This window comes from Paenibacillus sp. J22P169, assembly GCF_059691995.1.
The window spans coordinates 1633503-1651981 of record NZ_JCAUAO010000001.1; the positions used below are offsets into that span (position 1 = coordinate 1633503).

General features: G+C 46.6%; 17 protein-coding genes. 2 read left to right on the forward strand and 15 right to left on the reverse strand.

The genetic code is table 11. From position 1 onward, the window contains the following. Nucleotides 1–41 precede the first annotated feature (41 nt). From AC58QG_RS07725 to AC58QG_RS07750, 6 genes are all read right to left on the reverse strand, one after another. Nucleotides 42–452 carry a MerR family transcriptional regulator gene (locus AC58QG_RS07725; RefSeq protein WP_047676992.1) on the reverse strand — a complete coding sequence of 137 codons (411 nt, stop codon included), beginning with the start codon at nt 450–452 and terminating at the stop codon, nt 42–44. 95 nt (nt 453–547) lie between these two features. Continuing rightward, on the reverse strand, nt 548–1768 hold the full coding sequence (locus AC58QG_RS07730; protein ID WP_497362806.1) for a methionine gamma-lyase family protein: 1221 nt from the start codon (nt 1766–1768) through the stop codon (nt 548–550). A gap of 31 nt (nt 1769–1799) precedes the next feature. Next, entirely contained in the window at nt 1800–3131 is a 1332-nt protein-coding gene (gene hflX, locus AC58QG_RS07735; protein WP_497361504.1) for a GTPase HflX, read from the reverse strand. 226 nt (nt 3132–3357) lie between these two features. Then, the gene (locus tag AC58QG_RS07740; RefSeq protein WP_497361505.1) at nt 3358–4335 is read right to left on the reverse strand and encodes an AAA family ATPase; all 978 of its coding nucleotides are present in this window, start codon (nt 4333–4335) and stop codon (nt 3358–3360) included. Between the two features lie 124 nt (nt 4336–4459). Next, nucleotides 4460–5461 carry a lipoate--protein ligase gene (lplA, locus tag AC58QG_RS07745; protein ID WP_497361506.1) on the reverse strand — a complete coding sequence of 334 codons (1002 nt, stop codon included), beginning with the start codon at nt 5459–5461 and terminating at the stop codon, nt 4460–4462. A 17-nt stretch (nt 5462–5478) separates the two neighbouring features. Beyond that, nucleotides 5479–5961 carry a GNAT family N-acetyltransferase gene (locus AC58QG_RS07750; protein ID WP_497361507.1) on the reverse strand — a complete coding sequence of 161 codons (483 nt, stop codon included), beginning with the start codon at nt 5959–5961 and terminating at the stop codon, nt 5479–5481. Nucleotides 5962–6085: 124 nt separating this feature from the next. Here AC58QG_RS07750 and AC58QG_RS07755 point away from each other — a divergent pair, with 124 nt between their 5' ends. After that, the gene (locus tag AC58QG_RS07755) at nt 6086–6892 is read left to right on the forward strand and encodes a GNAT family N-acetyltransferase (RefSeq protein WP_497361508.1); all 807 of its coding nucleotides are present in this window, start codon (nt 6086–6088) and stop codon (nt 6890–6892) included. A gap of 34 nt (nt 6893–6926) precedes the next feature. After that, a complete protein-coding gene (locus AC58QG_RS07760) occupies nt 6927–7793 on the forward strand; it encodes an SDR family oxidoreductase (protein WP_497361509.1) in 867 nt (288 codons plus the stop codon). A 53-nt stretch (nt 7794–7846) separates the two neighbouring features. Here the strand turns inward: AC58QG_RS07760 and AC58QG_RS07765 are convergent, their stop codons facing one another. From AC58QG_RS07765 to AC58QG_RS07805, 9 genes are all read right to left on the reverse strand, one after another. Beyond that, the gene (locus AC58QG_RS07765) at nt 7847–8557 is read right to left on the reverse strand and encodes a YdcF family protein (protein ID WP_497361510.1); all 711 of its coding nucleotides are present in this window, start codon (nt 8555–8557) and stop codon (nt 7847–7849) included. 5 nt (nt 8558–8562) lie between these two features. Next, nucleotides 8563–9222, reverse strand: a complete 660-nt coding sequence (locus tag AC58QG_RS07770; protein WP_497361511.1) for an alpha/beta hydrolase — start codon at nt 9220–9222, stop codon at nt 8563–8565. Nucleotides 9223–9265: 43 nt separating this feature from the next. After that, the gene (locus tag AC58QG_RS07775; protein ID WP_497361512.1) at nt 9266–9994 is read right to left on the reverse strand and encodes a peptidylprolyl isomerase; all 729 of its coding nucleotides are present in this window, start codon (nt 9992–9994) and stop codon (nt 9266–9268) included. Nucleotides 9995–10110: 116 nt separating this feature from the next. Next, entirely contained in the window at nt 10111–12666 is a 2556-nt protein-coding gene (locus tag AC58QG_RS07780; RefSeq protein ID WP_497361513.1) for a transglycosylase domain-containing protein, read from the reverse strand. A 249-nt stretch (nt 12667–12915) separates the two neighbouring features. Beyond that, nucleotides 12916–13155, reverse strand: a complete 240-nt coding sequence (gene hfq / locus AC58QG_RS07785) for an RNA chaperone Hfq (RefSeq protein WP_056620871.1) — start codon at nt 13153–13155, stop codon at nt 12916–12918. A gap of 67 nt (nt 13156–13222) precedes the next feature. Beyond that, complete coding sequence (gene miaA, locus AC58QG_RS07790; protein WP_497361514.1) at nt 13223–14191, reverse strand: tRNA (adenosine(37)-N6)-dimethylallyltransferase MiaA; 969 nt, start codon at nt 14189–14191, stop codon at nt 13223–13225. Further along, the gene (locus AC58QG_RS07795; protein WP_497361515.1) at nt 14185–14955 is read right to left on the reverse strand and encodes a class I SAM-dependent methyltransferase; all 771 of its coding nucleotides are present in this window, start codon (nt 14953–14955) and stop codon (nt 14185–14187) included. The genes miaA and AC58QG_RS07795 overlap by 7 nt, the downstream gene beginning before the upstream one ends. Before the next feature lie 10 nt (nt 14956–14965). After that, nucleotides 14966–17041: a DNA mismatch repair endonuclease MutL gene (gene mutL, locus AC58QG_RS07800; protein ID WP_497361516.1), complete on the reverse strand. Its 2076-nt coding sequence runs from the start codon at nt 17039–17041 to the stop codon at nt 14966–14968. Nucleotides 17042–17044: 3 nt separating this feature from the next. Next, nucleotides 17045–18469 carry a S41 family peptidase gene (locus tag AC58QG_RS07805; protein ID WP_497361517.1) on the reverse strand — a complete coding sequence of 475 codons (1425 nt, stop codon included), beginning with the start codon at nt 18467–18469 and terminating at the stop codon, nt 17045–17047. Between the last annotated feature and the right edge of the window lie 10 nt (nt 18470–18479).

Consider the following 18479-nt stretch of genomic DNA (forward strand, 5'->3'; position numbering starts at 1 on the left):
TGCATTCTCCTCTCAAATGTTAAGCGATTGGACAAACGATTTTATTTGTAAAATCTGGATAACTGTCCTTGAATCAAAGAAACTTGATCTGGACGTTTCCCCCCGCCAATCAATTGCTGCTTCAGCATTTTGTGCAATTGAGAGTCGGTTAATTCTTTCCGTTTCACTTCGGTGTGCTCGTTAAGGATGGTTGCATCCTCAGAATCCTTATCCACAGGGATAAGAACCTGCTTGATACCCGCAATATTGACACCTTTTTCAATTAAATCTTTAATTTCAAGAAGACGTTCCACGTCATTAAACGAATAGAGCCGTTGATTACCAGCTGTACGTGCCGGGATGATCAGTTCATGCTGCTCATAGTATCGAATTTGTCTTGCTGTTAAATCAGTCAGCTTCATGACGATTCCGATAGGGAATAACGCCATATTTCTACGTATCTCATCACTCATGCTAATCACTCCTGGTCAGTAAGTACCTCACTCTTATTGTACCTTCCTAACAAAAACGTGTCAAGGAGTGTCAGGTTTGTTCACAGTTTAATTTTTCACAGTAATCCCTTATCTTCCATATGTTGGATCGCCGTTAGTACACCTAACTTGCAATGTGAGTAGGTCAAGCCGCCTTGCATATACGCGATAAAAGGTTCACGAATTGGGGCATCCGCAGACAGCTCTAAGCTGCCTCCTTGAATGAACGTGCCCGCAGCCATAATGACAGGATGCTCGTATCCAGGCATGTCCCAAGGCTCTGGTACGACATGCGAATCGACAGCAGACGCCTTTTGTATGCCCTGCACAAACGTAATCAAATGCTCCGCCGACGTGAAGCGGATCGCTTGAATCAAGTCCGTCCGCTGCGCGTCCCAGCGCGGATGGCTGACAAAGCCAAGGTCTTCGAATATCGCTGCCGCGAAGACTGAGCCCTTGACTGCTTGCCCCACCAAATGCGGGGCAAGGAATAGCCCTTGAAACATCGCTCGCGTCGCGCCGAGCATGGCTCCGACCTCGCCCCCAATACCGGGGGCGGTCAGTCTGTACGCGGCGAGCTCCACGAGGTCGCGTCGCCCGGCGATATAGCCGCCCGAAGGGGCGATGCCGCCGCCGGGGTTCTTGATCAACGAACCGGCCATCAGATCGACGCCAACCTGCGTCGGCTCCTGCGGCTCGGTGAATTCGCCGTAGCAATTGTCTACAAAGACAATTAGCTCCGGGTTGATCTCTTTCACAAATCGGACCATCTCGCCGATTTGCTCTACTGTGAACGACGGCCGCCAGGAGTAGCCGCGTGAACGTTGGATGCCGATCACCTTCGTGTTCGGCTGAATGGCTGCCGTGATTGCCGGCCAATCCGGCGAGCCATCCTCCAAAAGCGCGACTTCACTGTAGCCGATGCCGAAGTCTTGCAGCGAGCCCGTGCCGTCGCCAGGCTTGCCAATGACCTTATGCAACGTATCATAGGGCTTACCCGTGATGTAAAGGAGATGTTCGCCAGGGCGCAGCACACCAAACAAAGCCGTTCCGATGGTATGCGTCCCCGAAACGAAATGCGGGCGAACAAGCGCTGCTTCTGCTCCCATGGCATCCGCATAGACAAGATCCAGCACTTCTCTGCCGCGATCATTATACCCGTACCCTGTTGAGGAAGCAAAATGATAATCGCTTACTTTATGTTTTTGGAAGGCTTCAATAACCTTCCATTGATTAAGATCAATGGTTTTCTCGATTTGCCGATAAGCCCTCTCTACACGTTGCTCAGCTTTTTCCATTCTCGCTATGACTTTTTCCCCGAAACGCATCTTAGTTGTTCTCTCCCTCGTTCTCATCCTGCTCTGACTTCTTCACTAACGATTGATCGTAATCAACCAGTAAATAAGCCTGTTTCACATAATCATCCTTGTTCACGCGGACCTTGAAGATCATGTCTTCCCCATCTACATCCGTCTCTAGCACCTCACCAATACGATACATGAGGGCAATGACGTCCCCTTTATTGGCTGGAATACGGAACTCCTTGCTATCGCCCATTAGCTTATCTTCGATCGTAATACGAAGACGTTCTAGATCCTCCGGCGTATAGGCACTCACTTTCATGAACTCGCCTTCCGCTGAGAGCATTTCGCGATCCGCTTGTGAACACAGATCAATTTTATTGAACACCGTTATTTGTTCCTTCTGATGGGCTCCAAGCTGTTCTAATACTTCACCAACAACACGCATCTGCTCGTTGCGCATATCGGTTGAGCTGTCCACCACATGCAAGATCAAATCCGCCTCATTCGCCTCTTCGAGCGTAGCACGGAACGAAGCGACAAGATCATGCGGTAGATTTTGGATAAAACCAACTGTATCCGTCAAAACGATCTCTTTGCCGTTTGGCAATATCATCGTGCGCGAAGTCGGATCCAAGGTTGCAAATAGTTGATCCTCAATATAGACATCCGCCTGTGTTAATTGTTTCAATAACGTAGACTTCCCTGCGTTGGTATAACCAACTAATGCGACTTGGAATACGCCGCTTTTCTTACGACGTTCCCGATGCAGTGTGCGGTGACGAACAACTTCCTCCAGCTGCGCCTTCAGTTCGTCAATGCGCCCACGGATATGCCGGCGATCGGTTTCCAGCTTCGATTCCCCTGGTCCTCTTGTTCCAATCCCGCCTCCAAGACGAGACAGGTTTTTGCCTTGACCAGAAAGCCTTGGTAACAAGTAGCTTAGCTGCGCTAATTCAACCTGAATAATACCTTCACGAGTCTTGGCGCGCTGAGCAAAGATATCCAAAATCAGTTGCGTACGATCAATAATTTTCACATCGAGCACCGCTTCCAAATTACGAACCTGTGCACCCGACAGCTCCTGATCAAAGATTGCTGTATTCCCTCCAAGCTCCTCCAACATCAGCTTTAATTCTTCGACTTTCCCTTTCCCAATAAACCACTTGGTGTCCTTGGCTTCTTTGTTCTGTGTCATCGTTTCCAATACCTGAACACCAGCAGTTTCCGCCAGCTTCACAAGCTCTTGCAACGAATATTCAGCCAGTAGCTCATTTTTCTTCTGCTTCTGTGTAATCAAACTGACGAGCACCGCTCTGTCATCGATTTCTTTTTCTACCATATGTGAAGTTGTTTTCATAGTCGTCTCCTTTACTTCCCGCAAAATGCTTAAAATGACTGAAATAAGGCCAAATTGGCCTATTCCTTCATCATTGTGGAGGAAATGATTAGGAAAGTCAATTTGATGCACAGGAAAATTCGATTATAACGGACTTCCTCCTAATTAACCGATCCATAAATTGGTATTGCCATAAAACCGCAAGAAAAAACCATCTAACCTTCTTAGTTAAATGGTTCAATCATGATCATTTAAATTTCACATCTTCTGGGCGGATCGACATCAGTTCAATTTTGGATGGTGCATTCACATATTGACTTAGCAATCGCACGGCTTGATGTCGCATCGCTTTCTCCAAAATGTTTCTAACATACCTCGCATTGCTGAATGCACGCCAGGTCATCGCTTTCTCCTCAGAAAGATGCTGTTTCAGCTTCGCAAGGGTTTGTGGCAGCAGAACATACTCCCGCTCCTTTGCCATCAGCTCTGTAATTTGGATCAGTTGATCAATGGGATAATCCTCGAACTCAATTTGAATTGGAAAGCGAGATGGCAGCCCCGGATTTGTAGCTAGGAATTGCTCCATCTCTTCGCTATAACCGGCTAGAATAAGGATAAACTCATTTTTCTTATCTTCCATTCCCTTTACCAGCGCATCAATCGATTCCTTCCCAAAATCCTTTTCTCCACCTCGTGCCAAGCTATACGCCTCATCAATAAATAGGACGCCACCCATCGCTTTCTTCATTAATTCACGTGTTTTCAGTGCGGTGTGCCCAATGTATTCTCCCACAAGGTCTGCACGCTCTACCTCGATGAAATGCCCCTTACTCAGCACGCCCATCGCATGAAACATCCGTCCCAGCAGTCTTGCAACGGTCGTTTTCCCTGTCCCAGGGCTGCCTTTGAAAATCATATGGTACACATGAGCATTGCTCATAAGTCCAGCTTCAGCGCGAAATTGGGAAATCTGGAGGAGCGCATAAATTTCATGCACCAGCTCTTTGACATTTTCTAAGCCTATGAGTTGATTCAGCTCTTTGAAAATATCCGATAGCGGACCTTCCATTGGCGTCCTTTTACCAGAGATCATGGGCTCGGCGTCAGCAAGGGGTGAAGCGCCTGAGTGCCCGCCTAATCCCTCAACTGTACGCCGCTGACTGCCAGGTTCCGGCTGCCGTAGAACGATGTTGATTTGTCTGGATGGCAAGCTTCTACCACTCATGAGGATCACCTCGTTTAGATGATGGTTTATTAGTTCGTATCCACCATCCTACGCTTGTAAACGCCATTTTAGACCGTAGCCATCATAGTTATACGAGCTTAGCGGCTATTTGCTCCTGCTAAATTCATGCTAACATAAGCAATGCCACGAATGTGTCCTCATCCAAAGCGCCGAAGTAGCGTTGCAATTCCACATCAGCCAAGCGTTCACGTACAGCTTTCTCCTCATATCGCGTACCAGCGAGCTTCTCTTCAAGCTCAGCGACATCATGTGCACCGAAGAAATCACCAAATATTTTTACATGCTGAATATGACCCTCTTCAATGGCAAGGCGAACATCGATTCTACCAATGCCTTCAATCCTTTTCGCATGCTGGACCGTACTTTTGGGTGATTTGCCATAATTCCAATCCCAGTTCTGATACCGTTCTTCGGATATCTGATGAATCTGAGTCCAATCTTCCTCTGTGAGCTTGTAGGTTGGCACATCCGCTTCATTCACACCGAAAATAGAAGTAAGCAGCTTCACACGGAATTCCTCCATCGTCAGGGGCTCTTTCAGAAATTCAACGATATTCGCAACCCGACTGCGTATGGATTTAATCCCTTTTGATTGAATTTTATCCGGATCAACGCGAAGTGCTGAAACGACATTCTCCATTTCCGAATCGAATAGAAGCGTGCCATGACTAAACATTCTTCCCTTCGTTGAAAATTGCGCATTTCCAGAAATTTTGCGTTCACCAACTTGAATATCATTGCGGCCTGTTAATTCCGCTTGAATGCCAAGTGCATGCAGCGCTTCAACAACAGGGGCGGTAAACTTTTGAAAATTGTGAAAAGAATTGCCGTCATCTTGCGTAATGAAGCTGAAATTTAAGTTCCCCAGATCATGATATACCGCGCCTCCGCCAGATAAACGACGAACGACGTGCAAGTTATTCACTTTCACATATTCAGGATTAATTTCTTCCAGTGTATTTTGATTTTTGCCGATAATGATCGATGGTTCGTTAATGTAAAAAAGGAGATAGCTTTCTCCAGGTGGCAGCTGTCGTAAGGCGAATTCTTCTATTGCCAAATTAATCCTTGGATCCGTAATTCCTTCATTATCTATAAAAAGCATAGGTATTCTCCTTTATTTTATTCATTTATATTTGTCATTAGGGTCCGGTTTAAGGTTTGCATCCCAAGTGATGCATAGAAGCGCATCGCACGCTCATTAAATTCCCAGACATTTAACTCGAGTGATGCAGCTTCGCGTTCTCGCGCCCATTGAACAGCAGCATAATAGAGCTTCTTGCCAATGCCTTGCCGTTGATGTGTGGAGGCTACTGCAAGTTCATTTAAGTATGCATATTTGCGTGGAACTAGCGCTTCATAATTGGGACTGATCTTCATCTCTAGCATAGCCACCCCGACCACTTCAGTCTCAAGCTCCGCCACAATAATTTCTTTGTCCATCTTCTCCGAAAAGCTTCTATACCATCCCATCGCTACGACATGATCAAGTCGGGCAAATCGATCTGGCAAAGCCTCCGCATGCTCTTCTTGACCTTCGCGAATGATGGTATTCACAGCTTCGTAGTCCTCCAATGTGGCCGATCGCAATCGTAGTTCCATCATCGTCTACCTCCATACAATCAAATGAAACCAAAGTGCGCAACATTTTCATCACAAAATTATTGAATTTTTATACATATAAATGTATATTTATGTAATACTTTTTATAAGATGGAGGCACCCATTCATGCAAACAGAACGCGAATTTTTCGAATTACTGGATCGTATAGCAGCGAATACTTGGCCAGCAGCTGACAACACCATGGTTGATCATTGGCTCGTAAGAGTTTCACAAGGTGTAACCAAACGGGCAAACAGCGTCTTTGCTATCGGTTCTTACCCTAATGAAGAAAATTGGCTTTCGCATGTTGAACAATTTTACCACAGTCACGGGTTACCTGCTATTTTCCACATTAGTCATGCCTCTCCCGAGCATTTGGATTGCTTGTTACACGAACAAGGTTACGAGTTGGATACCCCCTGTGTCATGATGACAGCAGATAGTCAACACGTAACTTCACAAGCTCTTACACGTCTACATCAGCATTATCCCATTGCTTTATCGCTTGACGTAGATATTTCATCATCCATAACAGAAGACTGGCTGGACGCGTTCCTCATCCTAGAGAAATATCCAGAGGAACGTCGGAGTTTCTATCAAGGATTAGGTGAACGCATGCCCTCTCCGAAAGCTTTCATTGCACTGAAGCATCAGGGGCAGATCGTCGCACTTGGCACAGCCATCGTGGAGGGCAATTGGGCTGGCTTCGTCAATGTCATTGTTGATGAAGAGCACCGCGGTAATGGCTTCGGGTACGCGATGCTGCATGCCTTGACAGCATGGAGCATCACGCAAGGTGCGACCCAGCAATATTTGCAAGTTATCGCCGATAACGTGCCCGCGATCTCCTTATATGAGAAGCTTGGATTTCAAACAAAATATGGCTATCATTACCGTGTGAAGTATGATTTGGGTGCTCTTGTATCATCCTAACAAAGAATTTCGTTGGATGAAAGGAGCCGATTACATGACTGCCACGAAAGAAAAACCTGTATTCCCGCCGCAGCATCAGAACCATCAACCCGGCATCGAATCAGAGATGAAGCCACTTCCCGAATTTGAGAAAGCAAGTTATAAGCCTGCTGCTAAGCTCAAAGATAAAGTCGCCATTATCACCGGAGGTGATAGCGGCATCGGACGCGCCATTGCCGTTGCTTACGCCAAAGAGGGAGCCGACGTGGTCATTGTCTACTTAAATGAACATAAGGATGCAGAGGAAACTCATCGGCATGTTGAGCAAACTGGCCGCAAATGTTTACATGTCGCGGGAGATATTGGTGATGAGAACTTCTGCAAGCAGCTCATTGCGCAAGTCATTAAAGAGTTCGGCAAGCTCGACATTTTGGTGAATAATGCTGCCGAGCAGCATCCCCAGAAAAGCATTACTGACATTACATCAGCTCAGCTGGAACGTACGTTTCGAACGAATATTTTCTCTTACTTCTATATGACACAAGCCGCGCTTCCTCATTTGAAGCCAGGCAGTGCCATTATTAACACCGCCTCGATTACCGCATATCACGGTCACGAGCAATTAATTGATTATTCATCAACGAAAGGTGCCATTGTCACCTTCACCCGCTCACTCTCCCTTCAGTTGAACGCAAAGGGAATTCGTGTAAATGGGGTTGCTCCCGGGCCAATTTGGACACCTCTTATCCCATCCACGTTCACAGCTCAGGAAGTCGAGGTGTTCGGCTCTACGACGCCAATGAAACGAGCAGGTCAGCCTAGTGAATTGGCCCCAAGCTATGTGTTCTTAGCTAGTGAGGACTCTTCCTATATGGCTGGTCAAATTCTACACATCAACGGAGGCGCCATCGTGAATGGCTAGATGAGAAAAAGCATGACAGTCAGCGGATCCCCCGCCTCACTGTCATGCTTTCTTTATTTTAACCCGAGTTTCAGTTGCAATTTGGTCAAGTACCAATTCGTGTATGCCAGTGTTTCTCGTGTATCATGATATGGCATGAAGAGTACCTCTGATTGGGTCGTAGAAATAAGCGGGTCTACATAGCCAATCGTTTCAGCAATATCTAGGGAACGAGAACCATGAAACTTATGGGTGATAATAATTGAGCTCACAAGCGACTTCTCGTCCATGATTTGCTTGCTGAACAATAAATTCTCATACGTGCTCGTCGCCTTGGTCTCAAGGAATATGCTGCCCTTCGGCAGTCCATTTTTCACCAAATAATCTCGCATACCCTCGGCTTCTGTCAATACAGAGCCATTATGATCCAATCCACCGGTAACAATAAGTTGCTTGAAACGTCCCTGCTTGTACAATTCTACTGCAAGGTCCAGCCGCTCTTGAAGACCTGGACTTGGAATATCCTTGCGCAGCGAAGCACCTAGTACAATGCCTACATCAACTTGCTTAGGCAAGGTCTGGTGAGGGCCAACCTGTACTTTCCACTGAATAAAAACAATCCAGCTCACCAGCAATGTAAAGGCTATTAAAGTGAATTGAAATACCCTTACAAATAAGCGGTAGAACTTGGATGGTTTTTTACCATTAGCCGTATTGGCCTTCCTCTTCGTTGGCGCGGGTGAGATGGCGCGTTGTTTCTTGTTCATGCTAGGCTTTGCCGTCATCCATCCTACTCCTTATCCAAAAATGCACTTACTTGCCGAAATAAGGCCGGCGCATCCTCGCTCAAACAGATCAAATGATCCGATTTGGCGTGCCAGTGAAGCTCCCTCTGCCCTCTCAGCTTGCTATAAATATATCGTGCACTTTGCGGATGGATCACTTGATCTCTCTCCGATTGCGCGATAAGTGTCGGTTTATTCACTTGACTCAGCTCCGGCTTCAGATGTCGGACAAGCCTCGTAAATTGCCAGGTCGCCACGAGTGGTGTTGATTTCCCCTTAATTAAACTGATTTTCCGTTGATACTTCCACTCATCACGAAGGACGTTCAGCAACCTGCCTGGGCTAACATAGATGACGGCTGTGTTTAACAATATAAGTTTACGTACAGGGTAGCGAACCGATAAATAAGCAGCTAGAAGACCTCCCATTGAAAATCCAACCATATCAAAGGAGCCATAGGTTTCTGTCATTCTTGCCGCATGCCATTCGGCTGCCTGCACCCAATCTTCCCAACGCGAAGCGTGAAGCTGATGACGGGTTTCTCCATTCCATGGTAGGATCGGCACCTCACATAGCTGACCACGCTCTCGTAAATGCCGAGCTAACGGCTCAACCTCATAAGGCCCACCTGTAAATCCATGGAACAATAGGCACGGTTGTTTCATGAGATCCACTCCTATCCAGCATGAAAGCGTTCTTTATGTTAGTTTATTTTTCTTTGATCAAAATGGTGTTAATCGTAACTTTTTCTTTTGGTTTACTTGGGGAAGAATCGCCGCCATTCGGATCTCTTTCCACTGGTGTTTCCGCGATTTTCGCAATAGTAGCCATACCGTCAGCAGTTACTTTTCCAAAAATAGAGTAATTCGGCATCTTATTCAAGGATGCGCAATCCGCACCCGAACAGATGAAAAATTGACTGCCATTCGTATTCGGACCTGAATTGGCCATCGCCACGGTACCTGGTTCGTAGGTATGAGTTGTCTTGAGCTCATCAGCAAATTTGTAACCAGGACCACCTCTGCCTGTTCCTTGCGGATCTCCAGTTTGAATCATGAAGGTTTTGATGATACGGTGAAAAGTCACGTTATTATAAAAGCCCTCTTTGGACAAAAAGACGAAGTTGTTTACTGTTTTTGGCGCTTCTTTGGCATAGAGATCAATAGTGAACGTCCCTTTGGACGTTGTTACTTCAGCCTGATACGTTTTGTTCGTATCAATGATCATATCGGGAGCCTTGCTCCACTGTTTGGCTGCAGAAGTCGCCGGAGTTGCTGTTGCAGCAGCGGCTGGTGATGTCGTGCTTGTACTAGGCGTTGCTGTACCGCCAGTCGTTTCCGTTGGTTTGTTACCGCATGCGGAAGCGATAAGTGTTAATGTAAGCAATGAAGCGGTGAGCAGCATTTTGGGTTTTAGTGATTTGATTGCTAAGTTCATTAATCGATTCCTCCATCATTCTTAGGTTTGTAGGGAAACTATGACTGGGCTTGGCCCAGTTAGGCATGTGCTGCAACGCCACTAAGAGGCATTACAGCACATGTTCGTGAATCGATTTAAGTGCCACTCTTCGGTTTATCGTCAACCGGCTTGTTCGGCGGAGACGGAGACGGCGTTGGGCTAGGCTTAGGACTCAAAGATGGACTCGGAGTTGGGCTAGGTTCCGTTCCTGTACCCGGTTTAACTGTCGCCCCAGGTGATACCGTTGGAACTGGCTTCCCACTTGGTGAAGGGGAAGGATTGTTCCCATTACCAGGTGATGGTGATGGAGACACCGATGGCGATGGGGATGGACTACCGCCATTAGGGAGCGAATCATCCTTCGGAATTTCGATCGTAACGACGTTAGACTTCGCACCTGATGTATTCGAATCCGTTTCCATCGGCACTACATAGTATTGATACGTTTCCCCACTGTTAATCGTCGTGTCTTCGATTTGAGATTTAGGTGTTTGTACAATCATCTTGGCCTCAGGCTCTGTCGAGGCTTTACGGTACAATTGATAACTAACTTTATCCCCTAAAGACGTCCACGCTATTTTCACTTGTTTCGTTTCAGGGACATAAATGGCTGTTACATCCGCAATACCACTTGGCGGTTCCTTCAAATCATCTACATTTGCAGGTTTAGTGAAGTTTGTGACCGTCTTGCCTTCTAACGATTTCGACATAACTTCTTTGAAAATAGCTGCTGTGCTGCCGCTGCCAACCGTCACATAATGTTTGGAATCGACTTTATCGAAGCCTTCCCACACGGCAGCAGTCCATTCAGGCGTATAACCAACGAACCACACATCACGATCGTACTGTTCGATGCCCTTAATATCAAGTCCCGTTGAACCCGTTTTACCGGCTACTGGACGGTTAAATTTTGCTTTTACACCCGTACCGCCTGTCTCTACAACTCCTTGAAGCAACAGGGTCATATAGTAAGAAGTGCTCGGCTGCATAACTTGTTTCTTCTCAGGCTTGTATGCTGCAACTTCTTTGCCTTGAGCGTCTGTAATGCGCAAAATCGCATGTGTTTTATTTTGCGCACCTTGATTCGCAAAAGCTGTATATGCTCTAGCCATTTGCAATGGCGATACACCGTCAGTGAGACCGCCTAGCGCAACAGCTAAATTCTGATCCTTCTGAGGATTTAAGGTGGTACCTAGCTTATTAGCAAATGCAGTTCCCGTCCCAACACCCATTTTACTTAATAACCACACAGGCGCCAAATTGTAGGATTTCTTAACGGCTTCAAACATCGTCACTTGCCCATGTGTCTGGCGATCATAGTTTTGTGGTGTATACGAACCGAAAGAAGTTTGCGTATCATCTAATAAAGAATAGGGTGTATATTTCCCGCTATCTAATGCAGGCGCGTAAACAGCAATCGGTTTAAATGACGACCCTGGCTGTCTTTTGGAATACACACGACTGAACCCTTTGGTTTTATAATCCCGGCCGCCAATTAATCCCATAATACCACCAGTTTTATTATCCAAAATAACCATGGAGCTCTGAATTTTCTGACCATCTGCTGCATCTTTTTGGAAGAAACTCGGATTCGCATAGGTTTGCTCAATGGTTTTCTGAGCTTTGATATTCATTGTTGTGTAAATTCGGTAACCTTTGGTCAAAAGCTCATCTTCTTCGATGCCGTACATGTCTTCCGCTTCATTCACGACATAATCCACGAACGAAGCATATTCTTTGGTACCTGCACTCGCAGAAGCAGGAGGCGCATAATCGACAGCAACGGCTTTGGCACGCTCAGCCTCCGTAATATAACCCTGATCCGTCATGAGTCTTAGAACAACGGCTCGACGTTCTTTCGATAAATCAGGATGTGTTAATGGCGAGTAGCGAGAAGGCGCTTTAGGTAAAGCGGCAAGAGTCGCCATTTCCCATACTTCCAAATCGTTCAAATTCGATTTGCCAAAGTAGACCTTGGCTGCTGCTTTAATCCCGTAAGCGTTACTTCCGAAGAAAATACGATTCAAATATTTTTCTAGAATCTCATCCTTCGTAAAACGCTCATCAAGTGCAAACGCGATCGACATCTCCGTACCTTTTCGGAATGCGGTCTTCTCTGAGCTTAGGAATACGTTTTTGGCCAGCTGCTGCGTGATCGTACTTCCGCCCTCAACTGCACTCATATGGATGATATCCGTTACTAGCGCACGACCGATTGCCCGTAAATCAACACCGGAATGCTCATTGAAGCGACGATCCTCTGTGGCGATAAAAGCCTGCTTCAGCCGCTCAGGAACGTCTTTGATATTGACGCTTTCCCGATTTTCACCGCGATAAATTTTCGATATTTCAGTGGCAGGTTTGTCTTTCCCATCCTTATCCTTACCTTCCTCTTGCGCATAAATAAGGGTCGACTCTGTCGTTGAAACAATTTTATCAATATTGGCATCTAAGATTTTGAAGCCGCTCATGATGACAATAATATAAATCCCTGTTGCACAGATAACAGCGATAATCGCAGCAATGATGGAGCCCATAATGAGCTTACGTGCATTGAACCGCTTCTTCTTCTTGGAGCCCTTATTATTGCTCTGTTTGGACTCCCTTGGCTTGGTTTGCGGCGTGGATGGATTTCTCGTAGGTTTATCCATATTCACCAACTCCCTTACGTTTCGTTTCTCTCTAGATAGAAGATAGAAGATGGAACTGAAATAAACGACTATACCGACCATTTAGGTCAAGTAGGTTTATCCAAAAATTTAGTCGACTTATCAAGTCCAACGAAAAATCTCCTAAATTCCAACAAAAGAACAACCTTTATACAAGGTTGCTCCCAAAAGTTTCTATTCGGTTAGACGTTTCAGTCCATTAAAAAGTTGCAAATTGAAGCGATATACAGATTATTCCGTTGCTTCTGCAGCCGCCATTAACGAGACAGCACGCTGTGGTGTGAAGGTAGAGATGGCATGCTTGTACACCATTTGTTGACGGCCTTCACTGTCAATGATGATGGTGAAGTTATCAAATGCACGAATAAGTCCTCTAATTTGAAAGCCATTCGTTAGATAAACGGTAACGGGAATGCTTTCTTTACGCAGCTGATTTAGAAAATTGTCCTGAATATTAATGGATCGGTTCATCAGTATGTCCCCCTTAATGGAATGAAACTTTCGCCTAAACGGCGCTATTTTCTAATGGTGATATTTGTTAATTATATTCTATTTTATGTACAAACTTTCCTGCTAGTATATCACTAATCATTTCGAAATGGGCAGAAAAATTTGCTGTATCCGTCACATCAACCCAATCAATGTCCTTCATATGCCGAAACCAAGACAATTGACGTTTCGCAAATCGACGTGTATCCCGTTTAAGCAGGGTCACGGCCGCCTCGAAACTGAGCTCATGTTCCAGATAGCTAACGATTTCTTTGTAGCCAAGAGCTTGCATCGAAATGGCTGTCTTTGGGGTGCCAGCGGCTAGAAGCGCTTGTACCTCTTCGACCAGTCCCTCTTGAATCATCGCATCGATGCGTTCTTCAATCCGCTGGTAGAGCAGCGCCCGATCCATCGTTAGCCCAATAATACATAGTTCGTAAGGAGATTCTTTTTTCTGGGAGGCCAAATGAGCGGTCATCGTTTCACCAGAGATATGGAAAATCTCAAGTGCACGAATAACGCGCCTGCGGTCGTTCGCATGCAATCGGTCGGCGCTTTCAGGATCGATTTCCCGCAGCTTGCCATGCAGGGCCTCTTCCCCGTGGGTATTCGCGAATTCTTCCTGCGCCTGCCGGAATTCCTCATCCATGCTGACATCGGTAAATTGATAATCGTAGCAAACCGATTCGATATATAAGCCTGTGCCACCTACGATAAAAGGCAGCTTGCCTCGCGAATGGATGTCATGGATTAATCCCTTTACCCGCTCTTGAAACTCGGCCGCAGAAAACGAATACGAAGGATCATGAATATCAATCAAATGATGCGGTACGACCTGCTGCTCCGCCTCGCTCGCTTTGGCGGTTCCGATGTCCATGCCACGATAAACCTGCATCGAATCACCAGAAATAATTTCACAATTGAAGCGCTGCGCAATTTCCAAGCTGAGCTTGGTCTTGCCGACTGCGGTGGGACCAAGTAGCACGAGTAATTTCGGCTTGGCTGATGGGGCTAACACAATCGAATCACTCCATACGTTGTTTTCGTTGTTGATCGTAACACATGCTCGAACCCGAGTCGGGCAAACTCCGAACTTTCTCTGTTTTCCTTAAGCACAATACTTTTGCGCGCAACGCGTCTTGCTTCTTCGATCGAAGCCAAACTGACAGCTTCATCGTTCGCACGATGCCGAAGTGGGGAAATCGCATGCGATTCCTCAATCGGACTGCGAAACATGGGATCAAAATACACGACATCCACACTCTGCGCCTCTAACTGCTGTAAATAAGGAAGATGGTGTGTTCGCTTAACCTCAATGCGTCTCATTGCAGTATTCAGCTCCGGTATTTCCGACTGATACTGTGCCAAGCCTTCTTGGATGAGCATTGCCGGTATCTCTTCACTTTCCAGAGCAGTAACTCGTCCTTCCATCCCAACGACGTAGGAGAAGACGATCGCATCTGACGCCAGTCCCGCTGTACAATCTACGATACGGTCTCCGGGACCTGCTCCTGATGCCTCAATGAGTAAGTCAGGCTCGCCTCGCTGCATCCGTTTGACACGTACAAGGGACATGCTAGGATGGAAAAAAGTTGCAGGGTGGTCTTCTTCATAGTACCTGATCTCTTCTCTTGTCACAAGCAGAACGGAACTATCCTTATAATTTCTCCTAAGAAGTTCCAAAGAATACTTCTTCCGAGGCACAATTCGGCCGCCATACAAAGCTGATAAACGTGCGGCCTCCGCTACCAATTCGGCAGACGGATTATACGAAGTTGTCACTAGCACTGGGTTACATCACTCGCTTAAACATTTTTTCTAACTCATAGGTTGTAAAGCTAACTACGATCGGTCGCCCATGAGGGCATGTGTACGGGTTCCTGCAGCCGGCAAGTCGATCAATTAACGTCTCCATCTCAACCATGCTAAGACCTTGATTAGCCTTAATTGAAGCCTTACAGGAGCACATGATCGCAGCCTTCTCGCGCAGCTTGGCAATATCTAAGGCTTTACGGTCCGAAATGATGAGTTCGCACATTTCCTCGACAATGCCCTTCTCTTCCCCGGACGGAAACCAATGTGGATGCGCACGTACAAGAAACGTGTTGCCGCCAAAGGCTTCCATGTATACTCCAACTTGCTCAAACAAGGCAAGCTTATCCGAAATGACGCCCGCCTCAGACGGGGTAAATTCCAAAGTAATCGGAACGAGCAATTCTTGGCTCGCCTCAGCAGGATTGCCAAAACGCTCATAAAAATATTCATAATTGATACGCTCATGTGCCGCATGTTGATCAATGAGGTACAAGCCCGTTTCATTCTGCGCAATCAAATAGGTGCCATGCATTTGCCCAATCGGGTCCAATCTTGGGAATGTTGGAAGCTTAGGTGCATCGCTATCCTCATTTGAAGGCATCAAATCCATAAACGCCTCATTCGTGCGTCGTTGCTGTTGAATGGAGGTATTTCGAAATGGAGCATCACTTACAGGTGTGTAACCCGTATTGGTGCCTTGCGATCGTTTTGTTGCAACGCCTGCATTTGCTGGCGAACTGCTGCTTGGATTTGACACGGCTGGTGCCTGTTGCTGCAAGGGTGACGTCAAAGTAGATGGCATTGGCTGCCGATAAGCTGGTGCTGCTTCTTTGATCTGCGGTGACGTCCACTGGTTGTCAGGTTTAATCACAGGGCTTGATTCTTTGAAGCCATTCTTATCCTCAGAATCAGTTTCCTTATGATCCTTAAAAAACTCCGCATCCAGATCCATCGATGAGCTCCGGGTTTCTTTGGGAGGCTCCACGGTACGTGTGAGCTCCAATTGTTCCTGGACGTAAGCGCCTTTCGGCGCGGATGCCGCCTTGACTCCCGTAGGAATCAGCACTTGTCTGCCGAACAGCCGCTTCACTTCGGCTTCGATCAAAGCCGTTAGCTCCGCTTCCTTACTGAAGCGGACTTCCAGCTTGGATGGATGCACGTTGACATCCACAAGGGCAGGATCCATCCCAATGTGCAGCGCAGCAACGGGGAAGCGGTTGATCGGCAGCAGGGTATGATATCCCTGCAGCAGCGCTTGATTCAATGCGAAGTTGCGCACATACCGACCATTGACAATGGTCGATATGCCGCCGCGATTCGCGCGAGTCATTTCGGGCTTGGCGACAAAGCCCGAAATCGTATAATCCAAGCTTTCTACTTGGAGTGGAAGCATTTGTTTGGCAATAGCCGTTCCATAGATACCGGCAATGACTTGGAGCAGGTCCCCGTTGCCTAGCGTTTGGAGCAACACGTTTCCGTTATGCTTTAACGTGAATGCGATCCCCGGGTGCGCCAGAGAAAGTCGATATAAATAATCAGAGATGTGGCCGAGCTCCGTCTGAATCGTTTTCATATATTTCAATCGAGCCGGTGTGTTATAAAATAAATCACGCACCGTCACTTCCGTACCACGGGACGCTGCTGTTTCTTCCACACTGCGGATCGTGCCGCCTTCGATCGTGATTTTGCGTCCTAGTCCATCACTAGTCGCACTAGTCACACACTCGAGTCTGGAGACAGAAGCGATACTTGGCAAGGCCTCACCTCGGAAGCCCAGCGTGCGGATAGAAAACAGATCCTTGCTTGTTGCTATTTTACTCGTAGCATGCCGCTGAAAAGCTAATTCACAGTCCTCCAGCGCCATGCCTGAGCCATTATCAGACACCCGGATTAAGGCCAAGCCACCTTCTTCAATCGTGACATCAACACGGGTACTCCCCGCATCAACCGAGTTTTCAACCAGCTCTTTCACGACCGATGAAGGCCGCTCCACCACTTCACCTGCTGCAATTTGGTTCGCAATATGCTCGCTTAAGAGCTGAATTTTGCCCATCGATTACTTCCCCTTTGTACCCTGAATTGAAACTGTATCCCCTTGCTCATTCACCTTTAATTGCGGGAAATAATCTTGGAATACATCGACATTCACATAGCTAAATCCATCTTCAATCACTAGGTTATCCTTTTCTATAGCAAAAGCATGAGTTCCTTGATCATCGGTAATATCAACAGTCCGTTTGGTTTCATTCCAAGTAATCTTAGCCCCGATCAGTGCCGCCAGTCCTCGAGCAGAAGCAAACAGATGCCCATTATCACGGAAACTGCCGAAGCCATAGCCCGTATCAACCCCATTATACGTGACACCACGCTTGGTAAACGTCACATTGACATCAGAGATACCTGTTTCATGCAACGCAGTAATAAGCTGAGCCGCAACTCCATCTACCTTGATGTCCGGCGTAATGCCGACCTTGTTAACTTTTCGTTTATTCGGCGTCAAGTATTCTTGCACGGTTAACTTCAATACGCTTTTATCCGTGATATCAAAAAGCTGCTGCACACTGCCTTTACCGTAGGTTTGCATACCAATCACTTTAGCAACATTGTAGTCCTGCAGAGCCCCAGACAGTACTTCAGACGCGCTGGCGCTATTCTCATTGGCCAGAATATAAACAGGGATCGCTAGAGGTGTTCCGTCTTGTATCAAAACAGGCTCGTCCACGCTATTACGGTCTTTCGTATGAATAAGGACGCCATCCTTCACAAAATGCTTCGCAATATGTTGAGCAGTTTCCAAATAACCACCGGGATTATCACGAACATCCAAAATCAATGATTTCAATCCATGCTCTTGCAGTGCAGCAATTTGTTGATCAAACTCTTCATCTGCGTCGCTGGAAAAGTCTAATATCTGTAAATAACCAACACCATTTGCAAAGCTGCTGCTATATACTTCTGGTGAATTGACTGCAGCGCGAGTAAGTTCAAAGGTCATTTCTTGCTCGCCTCGCAGCACAGTAACTTTTACTTTCGTCCCAACTGCGCCGATGATTTTGCTGCGAACCTCTTCAATAGATGTCGTTGAAGCGGGGATACCGTCCACAAAGCGAATGTAATCATCTTTTTTCAGACCTCCAGCTTCCGCTGGTGAGCCTGGAATTGTTTTGGACACATACACGCCTTTATCATCTAGGCCAATCACACAGCCAACACCGACAAAGCTATTTTCAAGATAATCCGAAAAATCTGTATATTGCTCTGGTGTAAAGAGCGTTGTGTAAGGGTCTTTGAGTCCCTCTATCATTTGTTCAATGCTCTGATTGGCAAGTGCTTCGTAGGTAACTCCGCTTACATGGTTCTCGGCAATCGTTTTACGAACCAGCGCCGTCTGTGCATCCTCTTGTGCCATTGCACTCACTGGCATCGCTAGGGTCACAGCTGACACTAGGGCTAATGATACCTTCAAAGCTTTACTTCGCATGGGTATTATG